12 protein-coding genes are annotated in these 18,115 nt (G+C 53.0%); 10 read left to right on the plus strand and 2 right to left on the minus strand.

Annotation, left to right across the window (positions count from 1 at the left end; translation table 11 throughout):
- Positions 1 to 331 precede the first annotated feature (331 nt).
- The 4 genes from ACAN54_RS24560 (at position 332) to ACAN54_RS24575 (ending at position 5,413) form a co-directional block, all read left to right on the plus strand.
- Entirely contained in the window at positions 332 to 1,255 is a 924-nt protein-coding gene (locus tag ACAN54_RS24560; protein ID WP_379161655.1) for an ABC transporter permease, read from the plus strand.
- A gap of 16 nt (positions 1,256 to 1,271) precedes the next feature.
- Positions 1,272 to 2,198, plus strand: coding sequence for a carbohydrate ABC transporter permease (locus tag ACAN54_RS24565; RefSeq protein WP_379161657.1), 927 nt, complete (start codon positions 1,272 to 1,274; stop codon positions 2,196 to 2,198).
- Positions 2,199 to 2,234: 36 nt separating this feature from the next.
- Entirely contained in the window at positions 2,235 to 4,652 is a 2,418-nt protein-coding gene (locus ACAN54_RS24570) for a glycoside hydrolase family 31 protein (RefSeq protein ID WP_379161659.1), read from the plus strand.
- Positions 4,653 to 4,888: 236 nt separating this feature from the next.
- Positions 4,889 to 5,413 (plus strand): stalk domain-containing protein, encoded by a 525-nt coding sequence (locus tag ACAN54_RS24575; RefSeq protein ID WP_379161661.1) that lies wholly within the window; start codon positions 4,889 to 4,891, stop codon positions 5,411 to 5,413.
- Between the two features lie 159 nt (positions 5,414 to 5,572).
- Here ACAN54_RS24575 and ACAN54_RS24580 read toward each other — a convergent pair whose 3' ends face one another.
- Positions 5,573 to 6,484: an AraC family transcriptional regulator gene (locus tag ACAN54_RS24580; RefSeq protein WP_379161663.1), complete on the minus strand. Its 912-nt coding sequence runs from the start codon at positions 6,482 to 6,484 to the stop codon at positions 5,573 to 5,575.
- A 152-nt stretch (positions 6,485 to 6,636) separates the two neighbouring features.
- Between ACAN54_RS24580 and ACAN54_RS24585 the strand changes: the two genes are divergently transcribed.
- From ACAN54_RS24585 to ACAN54_RS24600, 4 genes are all read left to right on the plus strand, one after another.
- Positions 6,637 to 9,306, plus strand: a complete 2,670-nt coding sequence (locus ACAN54_RS24585; protein WP_379161665.1) for a family 78 glycoside hydrolase catalytic domain — start codon at positions 6,637 to 6,639, stop codon at positions 9,304 to 9,306.
- A 128-nt stretch (positions 9,307 to 9,434) separates the two neighbouring features.
- The gene (locus ACAN54_RS24590) at positions 9,435 to 9,833 is read left to right on the plus strand and encodes an RrF2 family transcriptional regulator (RefSeq protein ID WP_379161668.1); all 399 of its coding nucleotides are present in this window, start codon (positions 9,435 to 9,437) and stop codon (positions 9,831 to 9,833) included.
- Between the two features lie 93 nt (positions 9,834 to 9,926).
- Entirely contained in the window at positions 9,927 to 10,832 is a 906-nt protein-coding gene (locus ACAN54_RS24595) for a class I SAM-dependent methyltransferase (protein WP_379161670.1), read from the plus strand.
- 154 nt (positions 10,833 to 10,986) lie between these two features.
- Entirely contained in the window at positions 10,987 to 11,442 is a 456-nt protein-coding gene (locus ACAN54_RS24600) for a GreA/GreB family elongation factor (RefSeq protein ID WP_379161673.1), read from the plus strand.
- A 141-nt stretch (positions 11,443 to 11,583) separates the two neighbouring features.
- Here ACAN54_RS24600 and ACAN54_RS24605 read toward each other — a convergent pair whose 3' ends face one another.
- A complete protein-coding gene (locus ACAN54_RS24605) occupies positions 11,584 to 13,521 on the minus strand; it encodes an NAD(+) synthase (protein ID WP_379161675.1) in 1,938 nt (645 codons plus the stop codon).
- Between the two features lie 175 nt (positions 13,522 to 13,696).
- Between ACAN54_RS24605 and ACAN54_RS24610 the strand changes: the two genes are divergently transcribed.
- Both ACAN54_RS24610 and ACAN54_RS24615 read left to right on the plus strand, forming a co-directional pair.
- A complete protein-coding gene (locus ACAN54_RS24610; RefSeq protein ID WP_379161677.1) occupies positions 13,697 to 14,737 on the plus strand; it encodes a LacI family DNA-binding transcriptional regulator in 1,041 nt (346 codons plus the stop codon).
- A gap of 80 nt (positions 14,738 to 14,817) precedes the next feature.
- A complete protein-coding gene (locus ACAN54_RS24615) occupies positions 14,818 to 18,018 on the plus strand; it encodes an alpha-mannosidase (protein WP_379161679.1) in 3,201 nt (1,066 codons plus the stop codon).
- Positions 18,019 to 18,115: the final 97 nt, after the last annotated feature.

Consider the following 18,115-nt stretch of genomic DNA (forward strand, 5'->3'; position numbering starts at 1 on the left):
AACGGACAGAGAATATTCAAACAGGAGAAGCTGATCTTCATATTATGAGCAAAAAAGCCGTCCCGCGCCCAGCTTTGTGCAGGACGGCTTTTCTGCGCCAGGAACAAGGCACGTGCGGGTCAAATGATCCGAAATGTCCGGATAACGTCAGTGAAAGTCCGGATGAAGTGTGGCTAGCCACTATTGCCTCAGGCCCTCTCTTTATACCAAGGAAAGTAAGCCCGGAAAGTCCGGTTAAGACCTTCAATAGGTCCGCCAGGTGTAAGAACGGGGCGATATACTGAGGGAACAGAGAAGCTTAGGTACACAACACTTTTTTAGGAGGGGTTTCATGAAATCCGGTCAAAGCCATCCAGGTCGGACCTTGGGACAGATCAGACGAAACTGGGGGCTGTATGCACTGCTGTTTCCAGCAGTGGTCCTTACGTTATTATTCGCGTATAAGCCAATGTATGGGGTGCTTATTGCCTTCAAGGATTATAGTCCGGCACTTGGAATTACCGATAGCCCATGGGCAGGCTTCAAGTACTTCGAGAAGTTTTTTCACTCGTACCAATTTTCGGCAACAATCAAAAATACGCTGATTATCAGCGTCTACAGCCTGATTACCTTTCCGATCCCGATCATGCTGGCGCTGATGGTGAATCAGATGCGTCCGAACCGGTTCAGACGTTTTTTTCAGACCATATCCTATATGCCGCATTTCATTTCCACGGTAGTTATGGTGGGTCTGATGATGATTCTGCTCTCCCCAAGCACGGGCCTCGTCGGCAATCTGTACAGTCTGTTCGGCAAAGAGGCCCCGGACCTCATGGGTACAGCTAGCTGGTTCAGCAGCGTGTATGTCTGGTCGGATGTGTGGCAACATGTCGGCTGGGATAGCATTATCTTCATCGCCGCGCTGTCGGCGGTTGATCCGAGTCTGTATGAGGCCGCTACGGTGGACGGGGCAAGCCGCTGGCACAAGGTACGTTATATTGATATTCCAATGCTGATGCCGACAGCAATTACGCTGCTGATCCTGCGGGTTGGCGGGCTGCTGGGTGTCGGATTCGAAAAGGTATATCTGATGCAGAATGATTTGAATGCCACCTCAAGCGAAATTCTATCCACCTATGTCTACAAAATCGGACTGCTCAGCAGCCAGTACAGCTTTTCCTCGGCCATCAATCTGTTTAATACAGTGATTAACTTCATTCTGCTAATCATGGTCAACCAGATTTCCAAAAAACTTAGCGAAAACAGCTTGTGGTAGAAGGGGGAGCAGCACGATGGGAGTACTTCAACAGCCAGCGTCTCAAGAGAAGATAGGGAAAGTCAAAAACAACCGCTCCTCGGATACAGTTATGGAAGCCATTATGTATGTCATTGCAGCCGTATTTCTGCTGATTCTGATCTACCCGCTGTTCTTTATCATTATCGCTTCATTCAGTGATCCGTCTGCGGTGGCGGGCGGACAGGTCTGGCTGTTTCCTAAAGGGTTCACACTGGACGGGTACAAAGAACTTCTGCGCCATGAGAACATCTGGATCGGGTACCGTAACACCATTCTGTATACGGTCGTGGGCACCGTAATCGGTCTGGCTGTCAACATTTCTGCAGCCTATGCATTGTCCCGGAAAGATCTTGTAGGGCGCAAATATATCTCGCTATTCTTCATTTTCACGATGTTCTTCAACGGCGGATTGATCCCTACATTCATGACAATCCGCGATTTTCATATGTACGACACGTTCCTGGTGATGGTGCTGCCTTTCTCGGTAGGAGTGTACAACATTATTGTTGCCCGAACCTTTTTTCAGACGAGTATTCCCGGAGATTTGTGGGAAGCGGCTCAGATTGACGGCTGCGGCAACCTCCGCTATTTCGCCCAGGTTGTCTTGCCGCTGTCCAAGGCGATTATTGCGGTGCTGGGCTTATGGATTGCCGTCGGCTACTGGAATTCATACTTCAACGCCTTGATCTATCTCAAGAATCCGAACATGTATCCGCTGCAGCTGATTCTCCGCAATATTCTGATCACCAATCAGATGCAGTCCGGCATGGGAACAGGTGAAGCCGCACAGATCGCGCTGCGCCTGGCGAATATGATGCGTTACTCCGTAATTATTGTGGCTACGGTTCCGATCATGTGCGTATATCCTTTTGTGCAAAAATACTTCAATCAAGGCGTGATGATCGGTGCCGTGAAGGAATAGCCTTCGGCCTGACATCTTAAGAAAAGAGGTTACAAAGTGGAACAAGCAATTCAAAAACAACAACCTATGCCTGATTACATGAAGCTTTCTTCAGAGCCTTACGCAGATCGAGGAGCGGTCATTCAGGGAGAATGCTACCGGTTGACCGTGCTGACCCCGGAGCTGATCCGTCTGGAGTACAGCAGGCAGGGAGTCTTTGAAGACCGGGCGACCCAGACTGTGTTGAACCGTAATTTTCCTGTTCCTTCATTCCGGGTCATCGACCATGGGAACAAGCTGGAAGTGGTGACAGACCGCCTGCACCTGACCTATGACAAGCAGCCGTTCTCCCGGCACGGGCTTAGTATCCGAGTTAGGAATGCATCGGGACATCTGATGAGCGTCTGGTATTTCGGCGACACACCGCAGGATCTGGGCGGTACAGCCCGCACACTGGATAATGCCGACGGGGCCATCCCGCTGGAGCCTGGACTTCTGTCGCGGCAAGGGTACACCCTAATGGACGACAGCCGTTCGCTGCTGCTGGAGGAAGACGGGAGGGTAGAGCCGCGCGGGCAGGAAGGTTCCGATCTGTATTTCTTGGGCTACGGGCATGATTACCTGCAATGCCTGAAGGATTTCTACCGTCTCTGCGGGCGGACACCGCTGCTGCCCCGCTATGCGCTTGGCAACTGGTGGAGCCGATATTACCGGTATTCTGAGGAAGAATACAAAACACTGATCCGGCGGTTTGCAAGCGAGCAGATTCCCTTTACCGTAGCGGTTATGGATATGGACTGGCATCTGGTCCATATTGATCCGCAGTATGGCAGCGGCTGGACTGGCTATAGCTGGAACCGGGAATTGTTCCCGGACCCGCAGCGCTTCCTCGGCTGGCTGCATGAACGAGGGCTGCGGGTTACGCTGAACGTCCATCCCGCAGACGGGGTAAGGGCTTTTGAGGAGCCATATCTGGCGATTGCGGCAGAGCTCGGCATGGACCCGGAAAAAGGCGATGCTGTAGAATTCAACATCACCGACCCGCAGTTTCTGCTGGCCTACTTCAAGTTCCTGCATCATCCGCTGGAGGAGGAGGGCGTGGATTTCTGGTGGATCGACTGGCAACAGGGCGGGATTACCCGCATCCCCGGACTTGATCCGCTCTGGATGCTGAACCACTACCACTATCTGGACAGCGGGCGGCGGGGGGCTCGCCGGTTAACCTTTTCTCGTTATGCGGGTTTGGGCAGCCACCGTTATCCGGTGGGCTTCTCCGGGGACACGATTGTCACGTGGGAATCCCTTGACTTCCAGCCTTATTTCACGGCTAATGCGTCGAATGCGGGTTACGGCTGGTGGAGCCACGATATTGGCGGCCACATGCAAGGTTATCTCGACGATGAGCTTGCGCTGCGCTGGGTGCAGCTCGGTGTATTTTCCCCGATTCTGCGCCTGCACAGCTCGGCAAGCCCGTTCAACAGCAAGGAGCCATGGCGCTTTAACCGGATAGCTGAAGAGGCGATGAAGAAGAGTCTGCGCTTGCGCCACCGTCTGCTCCCCTATCTGTATACGATGAACAGATATGCCAGCCGGGAGGGCCTCCCGCTCGTCCAGCCGATGTACTACCATCATGCAGAGCAGCATGAAGCTTACGAGGTCCCGAATGAATACTATTTCGGAACAGAGATGATTGCCTGTCCGATTACACAGCCAGTCCATGCTAAGACAGGAGTGGCGGAATTCAAGGCATGGCTGCCTGAAGGGGTATGGATCGATTTTTTCAGCGGGAGAGTGTATGACGGAGGCAGACGGTTGTCCCTTTACCGCAATCTGGAGCATATTCCCGTGCTGGCGAAGGCAGGTGCCATAGTTCCGATGGCGGACCTGACGGAATATACCTCATCAGCTGCCAATCCTGGGCAGCTGGAGCTCCGGGTATTTGCCGGAGCCAGCGGCAGCTTTCATCTCTGGGAGGACGAAGGGGATAACGCTGAAGACCGGGACGAACAGTGGTGCGATACCGGAATCACCCTTGACTGGGGGGACGCTGCAGTCCTCGCGATTCAGCCTGCAAGCGGGAACACGGCTGCCGTGCCGCAGCAGCGGGACTGGAAGCTGTGCTTCGTAGGCTGCGCCGATACGCAGGTGCAGGTAGTCGTCGGGGGCAAGCCGCTCGCGGTCGAAAAGGCGTATGACGATGTTGTGCATACGCTGACGGTCACCGTTCCAGCTGTGACTGTGGCCGAATCTCTGGTGGTAACCTTAGCCGTCGCCCGGATTGCCGCGGGCAGTGTGGATGCCGAAGTTTTCGCGCTGCTGAACCGCGCACAGATATATTTCCAGCTGAAGGAGCAAGTCTTCCGGCTTGTGACGGAAATGGCGGCCCCAGCGGCAGTGCTTGCAGCTCTTGCTTCTATGGATCTTGAGCCGTCACTGTATGGTGCCTTGTGCGAAATCCTGACCGCCCGGCTGTAAGGCTCGCAAAGATAAATGATGCCGCCGGTCCGCGCAGGTAGCACACTGTGTGTGTCAGGCGCGCCGTGGCGGAAGGCTGCGTGAACAACGGCAGAAATGCCGTTGTATCGTTACGCACTGGCCGAAGCCGGCTAGTAACTAACCTTTCACTCTGGCAACTCGTCGAGAAGTTCGTCATCACCCTCCGCAAAATGGTAAACTAGCAAGTATAGTATTTTACGGGGAGTGAACTTCTTATGAAAAAGCTAGCTACCGGTTTCCTAGCCGGTGCAATACTGATGGTAAGTACTCAGGCGATTGGGGCCTCATCAAGTCTAGTTGGTAAAACCATTCAAGCAGAATACACCGTAAAAGTGTACGGCAAGAAGCTGGCCGACCCGGCCATAGTCATTAACGGGAAAAGTTATGTACCCGTGCGTGCGATCGGGGAGCTGGCAGGATATAGGGTCTCCTTGTCCGGCAAGACTATAAGTCTGGATGACAAAAAGAGCATAGCCTCACCTTCACTGACCGGCATGAGCGAGAGCAAGACTATAGGACCGCTGCCCACGCTGACAACGAATTCGGATTCAGCAACAGCGGCCAAAAGCAAAATTGAAGCGATTGACAGCGAAATCGATATTGTGGTCGATAACATTCTGTCCACCAGCAGCAGGCTGAAGGTAGACCCGTCCAATACGGAACTGAAAGACAACCTGGAGCATTATAAAGCGGAATATGCCGACCTCCTGAAGCAAAAGGACGCGGAGCTGCAGAAATAGAACAGGAACAGCGGACAGACCAAGAGTATGAATATTTGCATAATGTCACATAAAAGATGCCGCCCCGTCATTTCATTTGCGATGATACGGGCGGTTTTTTAGTTGGGGAAGATTTTTTGAGGAATGCCCTCTTTTTCTGTAGAGAAGCAACCAATCACTTTAGCCGCGTGCGGATACTGAGCTGGCAGGACCTGCTCCGGCGCTTTCAGCATCACGGCGGTATCCGCCGGGGGTTTTGCCGATGATTCGTTTGAAGACCTGGTTGAACGTTTTGGTATCGTGGTAACCGACCTGCTCGGCGACGAGCGGAATGGGGGCGTGCAACTGCTGAATCAGCAGGGCACAGCTCTTTTGAATCCGGACATTTTGCAGGAAATGATGGAAGGTCTGGCCGGTGTGGGCTTTGAACAGCCGCTGAAGATGCCGCTCGCTCCAGTCAAAGGTCCGGGCAAGATGGGATAACGTAAGGTCCTGGGCATACTCCTGCTGGAGATAGTGGAGAATTTGCAGGAATTGCGTCTGACGGTTCACCGGAGACTGAAGCTCATGATGCTTACATCTGTACAGGGTGACAATCAGTTGAATGAACAGGGTCAACAGATAACTGACGGAGCCGGTCTGCGGGAGATTGTACTCCCGGTGAAGTGAGAGGAAAAGGCTCTCAATGAAACCATTTTGATCGGTCATGGAGAAAGCGGGCACCTGCTGATTTTTGATCTGTTCCAGGTACGCTGCAATCGGCGCATCCAGAATTACGGAGGAGATGTCATCTAGAAGCTCTGCTGTGAATAAGCAATTGTAGACGACGAGCGGTTCTTTAAGTGAATGGGGCGACGAGGGCCGGAACACATGGGAGACGCCGACAGGAATGAAATACAGTTGTCCCCTGCAGGTCTTCTGAACCTCATGTTCTGTATAATGGAACCCCGTTCCCTCTGCAACGAAGGCTAACTCGATGAAATCATGGGAATGAAGGGGGAGCTGGTAAGTCTCCGTAGCGCGATTAACATAGAGCAGCAGATTTTTTTGGAAAAAAGTTTCGCCTTTAAGCGTGTGGTCTGCCGAATTCATCCGTCCATCCCCTTTTAACGTAATAAAAGTCCTTATTGCACAGGTGAAATGTCCTTTTTACGGGTCATGCGCAGAAATACAATTTCTATAATTGTAATAGAAAGCGTTTCAAAATCACAGGGTGAATCCAAGAAAAGACGGGGTGGATATGAATGTTGAAGGTTCAAAAATTACGTGTGGAGTATAAGGAGAATCCGGTCGGGATGGATGTGCGTTATCCAAGAATCAGCTGGCAGCTTCAGTCGGAGGAGCGGAATGTCATACAGCAGTCTTACGACATTCAAATATCCGAAGAGCCGGATTTTTACAGTCTCCTATGGACCTCCGGCAGAGTATATTCAGATCAATGCACTCATGTGGAACTGAAGGAAATGGAACTCCGTTCACGGCAGCGGTATTATTACCGCGTGAAGGTGTGGGATCATGAGAACCGGAGTACAGAATGGTCGGAAACTGCGTTTTGGGAGATGGGGCTGCTGACGGCAGCGGAATGGAAGGGCGAATGGATCAGCGCTCCGCTATCCCTGCTGGATGTAGAGGCGGAGCAGTGTCCGCTTGTACGCCACACTTTTCATATCGATGGCACTCCGCTTCAGGCCAGAATGTACGTGACCGCCCTAGGCCTGTATGAAATGGAATTGAACGGCTCACGGGTGGGGGACGGATACTTGACTCCAGGCTGGACTAGCTACAACCACAGGCTGCAGGTGCAGACCTATGATATTACGGCGCAGATGGAAGCAGGAGAAAATGCTGTCGGTGCCTGGCTCGGAAATGGCTGGTACAAAGGAAACCTGGCCTGGGATAACCGCAAGCATCTGTTCGGCGACCGCCCGGCATTGCTCATGCAGATCCATCTAACCTTTGAGGATGGAATCGAACAGATCATCACTACCGGGGAGCAATGGACTGCTGCCGCAGGTCCGATTCTAATGTCGGAGCTTTATCACGGTGAGACCTATGATGCCCGTCTTGAGCAGAGCAGATTCAGCAGGGCTGGTTTTGATGACAGCAGCTGGTCCAGGGTAGAACGCATCTCGCATTCCAAGGAGATTTTGGTGGCACAGGAGAATGTTCCGGTAAGAAAAATAGAAGAGATCAAACCCCTTCAGCTGCTTAAGACACCAGCCGGTGAAGCCGTGCTCGATATGGGGCAGAACATGGTCGGCTGGATGCATTTTACCCTGGATGTTCCTGAAGGGACGCAAGTTCAGCTGCTTCATTTTGAGGTGCTGGACCGGGACGGTAATGTATATACGGATAACCTGAGACGAGCCAAGCAGACCGTTACGTACATTGCAAAAGGCGGAGGCCCGGAAAGCTATGAGCCGCGGTTTACCTTCCAGGGATTTCGTTATGTGCAGCTGATAGGTTTCGGAGAGAACGTCTCTCTGCAGGATTTCACAGGCATTGTGCTTCATTCGGATATGGAACCTACCGGCTCTTTCACCTGCTCCAATCCGCTGCTTAACCAGCTCCAGCATAATATCCAGTGGGGTCAAAAAGGCAATTTTGTCGATGTGCCGACCGATTGCCCGCAGCGGGATGAACGGCTCGGCTGGACCGGAGATGCGCAAATGTTCATCCGCACTTCCGCTTACCTGATGAATGTGGCACCGTTCTTCACCAAATGGCTTAAGGATCTGGCAGCCGATCAGCTGGACAATGGCGGTATTCCATTTGTAATTCCAAATGTACTGGGAGAAAAGGATCATTCCTCTGCGGCTTGGGGGGATGCTGCGGTCATTTGTCCCTGGACACTGTACCAGTGCTATGGGGATAAGCGAATTCTGGAACAGCAGTATCCGAGTATGCAGGGCTGGGTGGAATATATCCGTCAGCAGGGCAGTGACGAATTTCTGTGGAATACCGGTTTTCATTTCGGAGACTGGCTGGGTCTGGATGCCAAACCGGACAGCTATAAAGGGGCTACGGATACCGATTTTATTGCAACAGCTTTCTACGCCTATTCTGTTCAACTGATGCAGAAGACAGCCCATGTGCTCGGAAAAAGAGATGACGCCCAGCATTACTCAGAGCTGTACAGCCATATTGTGACAGCCTTTAACCGGGAATTCATCACCCCTTCCGGGCGGTTATCTGTAGCCACACAAACAGCCTGTGTGCTGGCGTTAATGTTCGGGCTAGTGGAAGGAACGGCGAAAGAACGTACAGTAGATAAACTCCTGAAGCTTCTGGAGGAGAGCAACTACCATCTCACTACCGGTTTTGTCGGAACGCCGTACCTGAATCTGGTATTAAGCGAAGCGGGGCATACGGATGCAGCCTATAAACTTCTGCTGCAGACCGATTATCCCTCCTGGCTGTACCAAGTGACGAAGGGAGCGACGACCATATGGGAGCACTGGGACGGAATTAAGGAGGACGGTAGCTTTTGGAGCAGGGACATGAATTCGTTCAATCATTATGCTTATGGGGCTATCGGAGACTTTTTGTACCGCCATGTTGCCGGAATTGAGCTGGATGAGGATTGTCCTGGCTATAAAAAGTTTGTGATTCAGCCGCAGCCTGGAGGAGACCTAACTTCGGCAGCAGGCGAGCTGGAAACGATGTACGGGCGTATCCGCTCCGAATGGAGAATAGCATCGAATCATATAGAGCTATCGGTTTCGGTACCGCCGAATACCACTGCTGAGCTGTATCTCCCGAATGCCGAGCTGGCCCTGGTTCGGGAAAGTGATGGATTGCTGGAGCAGGCGGCTGGTGTGCATTCGGCAGAACAACTGGAGGATAAAGTGAAGGTAAATCTGGGCTCCGGCGACTACAGCTTCAATTATATGGTGGAGCCAGGAACGCTTTGATCTGAGTGGGAGGAATGAAATGGGAGTGAAGGGATTTCTGCAGCAGAAGGCTGTGGAATTCCCTTATTTGCTTTTTGTCCGAATAAGCGCTATTATAGATCAGTAAAGTCTTTGATTGAGGTGAAACAATGAAGTATTCAAAAGCAACCAATTATGCGCTGCACACCATGCTCTTTATGGTAGCCGCTGCGCCGGATAAGCCCATAGGGGTACAGCAGCTCGCAGAGCGGCAGGGGGTATCTCCCACGTATCTGTCGAAGATCCTGACGAAGCTGGTGAAGGCAGGTCTCATTGAGTCCGCATCCGGTGCGAACGGCGGATACCGGTTGAAGCGCAAGCAGGAAGAGATTTCTTTTCTGGACATCATTCATGCGATCGAAGGTACGGCCTCGTTGTTTGATTGTACGCTTAATCACTCCAGTACGTGCCCGATTCAGCGGGAGATGATCGAAGCGGAGCAGCAAATGGAGCGGTATCTGCAGAATAAGAAAATGTCCGAGCTTGCTGTGGGACTAACGGTGGACTGATCATCCGCCGTTTTTCGCGGATTGATTATAGATATAGAAAGTCTTTTAAGTCTATAAAATAAAAAATGAGCATGTTGAGAGGAATGAGCTGATATGACAACCGATTTATTCAACGCCAGCGTATGGGAAAAGGCCTGGAAGGAGGACCCGGAAGCGACAGGCAATAAATTCAGGATGGCCGGCATGGATCCGGCGCGTTCCTTTGACCACAAAGCGAAGACATTTAACGAAGAAGTGTTCAGTGAAGGGGGAAGAGCCAGAAGCGAGCGGATTATCGGCTGGCTGGAAGGGCAGGGAGTAGGCTTTGAGGGGCAGTCCGTACTGGATGTGGGCGCGGCTTCGGGCGGGTTCACGGTTCCTTTTGCCGATAGAGGGGCAGTGGTTACAGCGGTAGAGCCGAACATACCATTAAGCGAGCTGTTCATGGAGAATACAGCCAGGTTCGGTCCCGGGCAGGTAGAACTGGTACAGGACGTGTTCGAAAATGTGGATATTGCCGCAAAGGGCTGGAAAGGCGCCTTCGATCTTGTATTTGTATCCATGTCTCCGGCAATTGTGGATTGGGAGAGTGTGGAGAACGTGCTCAGCTGTGCGCGGAAGTTCTGCTACATTAGCCTTTTGGCAGGGGATAGAGAGTACAGTCTGCTTAATGAGGTTCTTCCTTTGCTGACCGGACATGAAGTATCTACAAAAAGCTCGGATATGGCTTACTTAACCCATTTACTTTATCTGAAGGGCTATTCGTTCGAATCGCTGATCACACGGGAGATGAAGAGTACTGAGCTGCCTAACGAAGAGGCGATTGAAGAGACCCTGCAGCTACTGAAGCATCATGGGTTGAAGGCTGATGAGTCTGCGCGGAGTATCATTACGGAGTATGTACAGCGTACCTATCCTGACGGCAAGGTTGTGATTAAGCAGGGCGGTCGTTTTGGTAAGGTGCTTATCCGGCTGCAGGAGCAAAATATGTACAGCAGGGCTGAAGCGGGCAAGCGCTAAGAGCAGGGCATTGTCTTTATGACAAAAGATGTTATCCTAATAGATAGATCCCCACCGCGGGATCTATTTTACTATGTGGAAGGAATGATGGATATGAGAGGGCAAGTACAGATTTTTGAGCAGGAACTGATGAAGAGAGCGGGTGAAATCTACTATGAACCATAGTTTGGTAACGGATTCACTGCGTGAGGAACTGGTGCGGCAGTTAGTATATTTGGATGAGAATACTTTTGGCATACTGGATCGCATAGCATTGGAATCGCCTGCAGACAGGGCGGAGATCCGAATGATGATTCAGACGTATCAAGAGCGTGTGCAAGGCATATTATCTGGAAAAGGTGATGAGCTTAGGCGCTCCACCGTGCTTATCGGCTCCTGGGTTTCTCTACAGATTGGCCCGGAAAAGTTGAAGGATGCATATCGTATTGTTATTCCCGGTGAATCGGATCTGGATGAGTACTGTATTTCACTCTGGTCTCCGATGGGCAGAGGGCTTATCTTGGCAGAACCCGGTCAGACGGTAACGGTTCACACTCCCCTCGGAAGTGACGAGGTGCTTGTGCTAGACAATGTATATGATTATCCGTTAACAGATGAAAAGTGGGGGTAAATGTTACAAAGGAACGCAATAAAGGGGCAGCCTCGCGGCTGTCCCTTTATTGGCTGGTAAATTACCGGTGGTTCTGGAGTGATAAAAAGAAGAATGCAACCCGCCGCTGAGAGTGAGCTCTATGCAGTGGTTAAGCTCTACCTATAATTCCTCAACCTCACGCAGCCAAAGCGCTGCGGAAGCGTCACTTGGCATGCGCCAGTCTCCGCGCGGCGACAGGCTGACCGTTCCGACCTTCGGTCCGTCCGGGAGACAGGAGCGCTTGAACTGCTGGGTGAAGAAACGGGTGACGAATACCCGGAGCCACGTCACCAGCTGTTCCTTGGGGTAGGTATCGCCAAAAGCATGCTGGGCAAGATAGAACATTTTGGCGGGAGAAGCGCCGGTCCGCAGCATGTAATACAGGAAGAAATCATGCACCACATAAGGCCCGAGAATATTTTCCGTGAGCTGGACAATCTCGCCTGTAGCAGATGGCGGCAGAAGCTCGGGACTGATTCCCGTGTCGATGATGTCGTAGAGCAGCTTGTTCACGGTTTCGTCCGCCTCGTGATCAGCATACCAGGCGACGACATATTGAATAAGCGTCTTTGGAATGCCTGAATTGACGCCATACATAGACATGTGGTCACCGTTATAGGTACACCATCCAAGGGCAAGCTCTGACAAATCACCGGTACCTATGACAATGCCGCCGTTCTTATTGGCCAGATCCATCAGGATCTGCGTACGTTCCCGGGCCTGGACATTCTCATAGGTCAGGTCGTGAACATCCTTGTCATGGCCGATATCCTCGAAGTGCTGCAGGCAGGCAGCTTTGATGTCTACTACCTTGAGTGATGCACCAAGCGCCTTAATGAGACCAACGGCGTTGTCGTAAGTGCGGTTCGTCGTGCCGAAGCCCGGCATCGTGACAGCCAGCACATCGCTGGCCGGACGGCCGAGCAGCTCCATAGCTCGGACAGCGACAAGAAGTGCCAGCGTGGAATCCAGACCGCCGGAGATGCCGATCACGGCCTGCTTGGTTCCGATGTGGCGGATGCGCTTCATCAGGCCGGAGGTCTGGATCGAAAGAATCTCCCGGCAGCGGTCATTGCGCTGCTGCGGATTGCCGGGCACAAAGGGATTTACGGCGAAGCTGCGGACCAGCTTGCGGCCCTCATGCAGGATGCCCGGGTCCGCATAGAGTACCTCGCGGTAATTACGGCCGCCCTTGCCGGCCCGGAAGGTGCCCATCACTGTGCGGGAATACTGGACTCTCGGCAGATCGATATCGGCGATGATGATCCGGCTCTCATGAGTGAAGCGCTCGGATTCAGCGAGCATCTGCCCGTTCTCAGCAATCATTGAGTGGCCGCCGAATACCACATCCGTTGTCGATTCACCGGTATTGCAGCCGGCGTAGACGTAGCCTGCCACGCAGGAGGCAGATTGGCTGGTGACCAGCTGGCGGCGGTAATCCGCTTTGCCTACCAGTTCATTGCTGGCGGAAGGATTGAACAGAAGCGTGGCTCCGGCCTGGGCAAGCAGGCTGCTCGGAGGAACCGGAACCCAAAGATCCTCGCAGATTTCTACACCGAAGGAGATCCCGCCGCTGCCTTCACAAGTGAAGATCAGGTCATTGCCTATGGGCACAGCCGCTGTACCTATCCGCAGCTCGGAGACCTCAAGCTCCTCTGCTCCGGCAAACCAGCGGGGTTCATAGAACTCACTGTAACCTGGGATGCAGGTCTTCACAACAAGACCCAGAATTTGACCTTGCTGTAATACGGCGGCACAGTTGAATAATCTGCTTTTTACAGCAACGGGAAGACCGGCAATAACAATCAGGTTCCGCCCCTCAGTTGCAGCGGTGATCTTATGTAGTGCTGTAAGCGCAGACTGCTGGAGCGTGGGCTGCAGGAATAAATCCGCACAGGTATAGCCGGTAATAGACAGCTCCGGCAATACCAGATATTCAACCTGATTCTCATCCGCTTGCCGGATAGCGTCTATAATCTGCGCTGCATTAAACTCGCAGTCGGCAACCCGCATTTCAGGGGAAGCGGCGGCGACTCTAGCGAATCCGAAATTCTCCATTTGTTTCACCTATCCTTTGTATGATGACACGTACTAATAATTAATTGTACCCATGATGGGGTATCTATAACAAGTAGATAAGGCCGAATGGGGCAAAGCCCGCTTTTTGAACCATTCCCGAAAATCTTCTATACACCAATAATAACACGTGTTATACTCTTGCCGAGGTGCTGATATGGGCAAAAAAAGAGTAACCAGCCACGACGTTGCCAAGCTGGCCGGAGTATCCCGCAGTGTAGTCTCTGCGGTGCTGAATGATACGCCGGGCATTGGCGTAAGCGCAGAGACCCGTGAGAATGTGCTGGCGGCGATCCGCGAATTGAACTACCATGTAGACGCCCAGGCGCGCAGCATGAAGACGGGCCGCAGCATGAGTCTGGCTGCGTTCGGTGATACACGTCATCCGCTGTTCATGCGGCTGCTGGAAGGCATGCAGAAGGAATGTGAAGCGCATGGCTATCACATTCTGCTCTGCTCGCCGGGCCACAGGCCGGACGGCGAGGCAAGGGATGAGCTGGTGGATCTCTACCACCAGCGGAAGATCGACGGCATCGTGACGCTGGATGATACCAGCTACCGCGATGAGGCCTGGGCCGCCAAGGTTAACGAGGCGGGGGTTCCGTATGTTTCCGTGGAGGGCTATGCCGAGGCGGAAGGGGTATGCTCTGTGCTGGCCGATTACAAGGGCAGTGTGGAGCTGGCTCTGGAGTATTTGCTGCGGCCTGGAACTCCGCAGCTGCTGGCTCCGGTGTATGCCGAAGTCTACCATAACGGCATCCGCAGTTGGGCGGAACGAACACGCCGGGAGGCCTATAGCAGCTGGTGCAGTGAACGGGGCATGAGCCCGTTTTGGTTCCGGCTTCCCGAGCTGGATGGGCGGGTGGATTGGGAGGAATGGCTTCTGAAGCTGTCAGAGATTGGCAAGCCAATGCCTCCGCTTCTGGTGAACTGGTCAAGCGGCATCCCGGATTTGTACCGGGCCGCCCATAAGCTGGGCCTTCACATCGGTGAAGAGCTGCGGGTGATGGCGGCAGACAATACGATCCAGGGCCATCGTCTGAGCCTGCCGGCTTTAAGCTGTGTGGAAATCCCCTACGTAGGCATGGGGGAAGAAGCGGTCAGCCGTGTGCTCAGTCTTATTGAAGCCGGGACGGCCTCAGCGCAGGATGAAAAAGTATGGCTTCCTGCGGTATTAAGGGCAGGCGAAAGCGCGTAAGTAACGGTTATCGTCCTTTGATAAGGGGGACAGCCGTTTTTGTTTGAATATAACACGTGTTATACAAGGAGGCTGGGATCATGTTTTGGACGGAAGAGAAGCTGGCTGCACGGCTGCGGGAGCTGGAAGGTTACCGTTACCGTGAGATTGCCAAGCTGGATGATTGGCTTGCAGTGGAGGATACGGATGGAGCAAACGGAATGTACCCTCCCCGGCTGGAAGGAGACAGCAAGCTTCAGCACGGGGATTACTGGACTGGGCGCGATGTGTACATTTGGCTGCAGCGGATCGTGGAGGTGCCTGCCGGGTGGAATGGGAAACGTGTGGTTGGCATTTTTGACTTCGGCCGTACCGGAGGGGGCAACAATAGCGGCTTTGAGTCGCTGCTATATATTGACGGCAAGCCGTATCAGGGTGTGGATTCCAACCATCAGGAGGTTTTTCTGGAGGAAGATGCGGCCGGGCGAACACTGGATTTCACTTTCCGCTTATGGTCAGGGCTGGAAGGCGGAGGACGCCCTGTTCCCCAGGAACACCGGATGATACGGGCAGAGCTGGCCTGGCTGGATGAGGCGGCCGATAATTTGTACTATACCGGCCGTGCCGCACTCTCGACCTACAAGCAGCTTGCGGACAATCAGCCGGAGAAGCAGGAGCTGCTGATGGCGCTTAACCGGGCATTCAACAGGCTGGACTGGTCCAAACCGGGCAGCACAGACTTTTACATTTCCGTTCAGGAGGCAGAATCACTTCTTCTGGAGCAGCTGGCACGGCTTGAGTCTAAGCATCCGGTAACTGTAACCGCAATCGGCCACACCCATATCGACGTAGCTTGGTTGTGGCGGCTTACCCATACCCGGGAAAAAGCGGCACGTTCCTTTTCGACCGTACTCCGGCTGATGAAGCAGTACCCGGAATATATATTTTTGCAGACACAGCCTCAGCTATACGCGTACATCAAGGAAGATTACCCGGAAATCTATGACGAAATCCGCAAGCGGGTTGAAGAAGGGCGCTGGGAAGCCGGGGGTGCGATGTGGCTGGAAGCGGACTGCAACTTGACCAGTGGAGAGTCGCTGGTGCGCCAAATTCTGTACGGGACGAAGTTTTTCCGGGAGGAGTTCGGTGTGGACTGCAAATATTTATGGCTGCCGGATGTCTTTGGCTACAGCTGGGCGCTGCCGCAGATTTTGCGGAAATCGGGAATTGACACATTTATGACCACCAAAATCAGCTGGAACCAATATAACCGGATGCCCCATGACACCTTTCGCTGGAGAGGCATTGACGGCAGTGAAGTGCTGACTCACTTCATTACCACACCTGAAGGACCTGACTCCGGCGCCTGGTATTACACTTACAACGGACTAATTGAACCCTTCTCCGTTCAGGGAATCTGGGATCAGTACCGGGACAAGAATATGAATCGCGAGCTACTGCTCTCTTATGGATACGGTGATGGGGGCGGGGGAGTAAACCGCGAAATGCTGGAAATGCGCCGTCGGCTTGATACAATGCCGGGGATTCCCGCAGTCCGGACGGGCCGGGCAGATGAGTATTTTGAGCGCCTGAATGAAACCATCCGCAGTACCGACCAATATGTGCATACCTGGGACGGTGAGCTGTACCTGGAATATCACCGGGGAACGTATACGAGTCAGGCCTACAACAAACGGATGAACCGGAAGCTGGAGCTGCTGTACCGCGAAGCGGAGTGGCTGCAGGTACTGCTCGCTGTGGAAAAAGGCAGCTTCAGCAGCTACCCTGCAAAGCCGCTGCTGGAAGGCTGGCATACCATCCTCCGCAATCAGTTCCACGATATTATTCCCGGCTCCTCCATCCATGAGGTATATGAGGACTCCCGGCTGGAATATGCAGAAGCGGAACGCATTGGCCGCGGAGCGGCGGATGCTGCGGCAGAAGAGCTGACCGGATGGTCCGGTTCACAGCTGGCATCGGAGTACACGGTATTTAATGGAGCCTTCTTCGAACGGACAGAGCTGGCAGCTATTCCTTATGAAGCAGTAGGAGATGTGGTGTGGAGTACTGCGGATGGTCAAAAGCTAGCATTCCAGCGCACAGGGGATGAATGGCTGGTGGAAGTTCCGTCTGTTCCCATGCTAGGCAGTATAGTTATCACTTCACGGCCTGTGGAAGCAGCGAACTCTGCTGATTCTGTTGGAGGAAAGAGCAGCGCACGGGAAGGGGCAGCCTTTATTCCTGAGCTTCCGTTTCCTTTCGAATGGGAGGATTCGCGGCTCACGACGCCGTTTTATGTATTGGAGTGGAACGGGGCCGGGCAATTGAGCCGGATCTTCGATCTCCGGGAACAGCGGGAGGTGCTGGCTCCGGGTGAGAACGGTAATGTTCTTCAGGTCTTTGAGGATAAGCCGAAGATGTTCGATGCCTGGGACATTGATCTTTTTTACCAGGAAAAAATGCGGGTGGTCACCGATCTCCGCTCCGTCGAGCTGATCGAGTGCGGAAGGCTTGCCGCGGTGCTGGAATTCACCTGGAAGTATATGGACTCTTCTATCGTACAGAGGGTAAAAGTGTACAGCAGAAGTGCACGGATCGATTTCGAGACACGGGTGGACTGGCATGAGCAGCATCAGCTGCTGAAGACCGCTTTTCCGGTTGCCGTGCGGGCTACAGAAGCCACATATGACATTCAGTTCGGCAACGTAAAGCGGCCTACCCACTGGAATACAAGCTGGGATTATGCACGGTTCGAAAGTGTGGGCCATCAGTGGGCCGATTTGTCGGAGCGGGGTTATGGAGTAAGCCTTCTGAACGACTGCAAATACGGCTACGACATCAAGGATCATGTAATGCGGCTGTCATTGATCAAATCGGCAACCGATCCTGACTGGCAGGCGGATCAGGGAGAACACCGGTTCACCTACGCCCTGTTGCCGCATAAAGGGGACTGGGCAGCGGCAGCCACTGTGGAGGAGGCCTGGTCACTGAACAATCCGCTGCGTGTAGTTAAAGGCGGTTATTCAGCCGGAGCCGGTAAATCGCTGATCAAGACAGACACCGCAGGGATCGCCGTCGATGCTGTCAAAATGGCGGAGAATGGCGACGGCTTCATCGTCCGCCTGCATGAGTATACAGGCACCCGGAGCACCGTAACGCTCAGCAGTGATTATCCGCTTCATTCCTGGCAGGTATGTGATCTGATGGAGCGCCCGCTGGGCGAAGCTTACGTTGGCCAGACGATTACAAGTGAATTGAAGCCGTACGAAATTAACACCTATATTGTAAAATTCTCTGGTTAATATAGGAGAGTAATCACTCTTAGTTCGTCACACGGACAATAAAAACGGGCATTCTTCTCATGGCAAGGTGAGAGGAATGCCCGTTTTGGCGTGTGTT

It is taken from the genome of Paenibacillus diazotrophicus, from assembly GCF_042610465.1.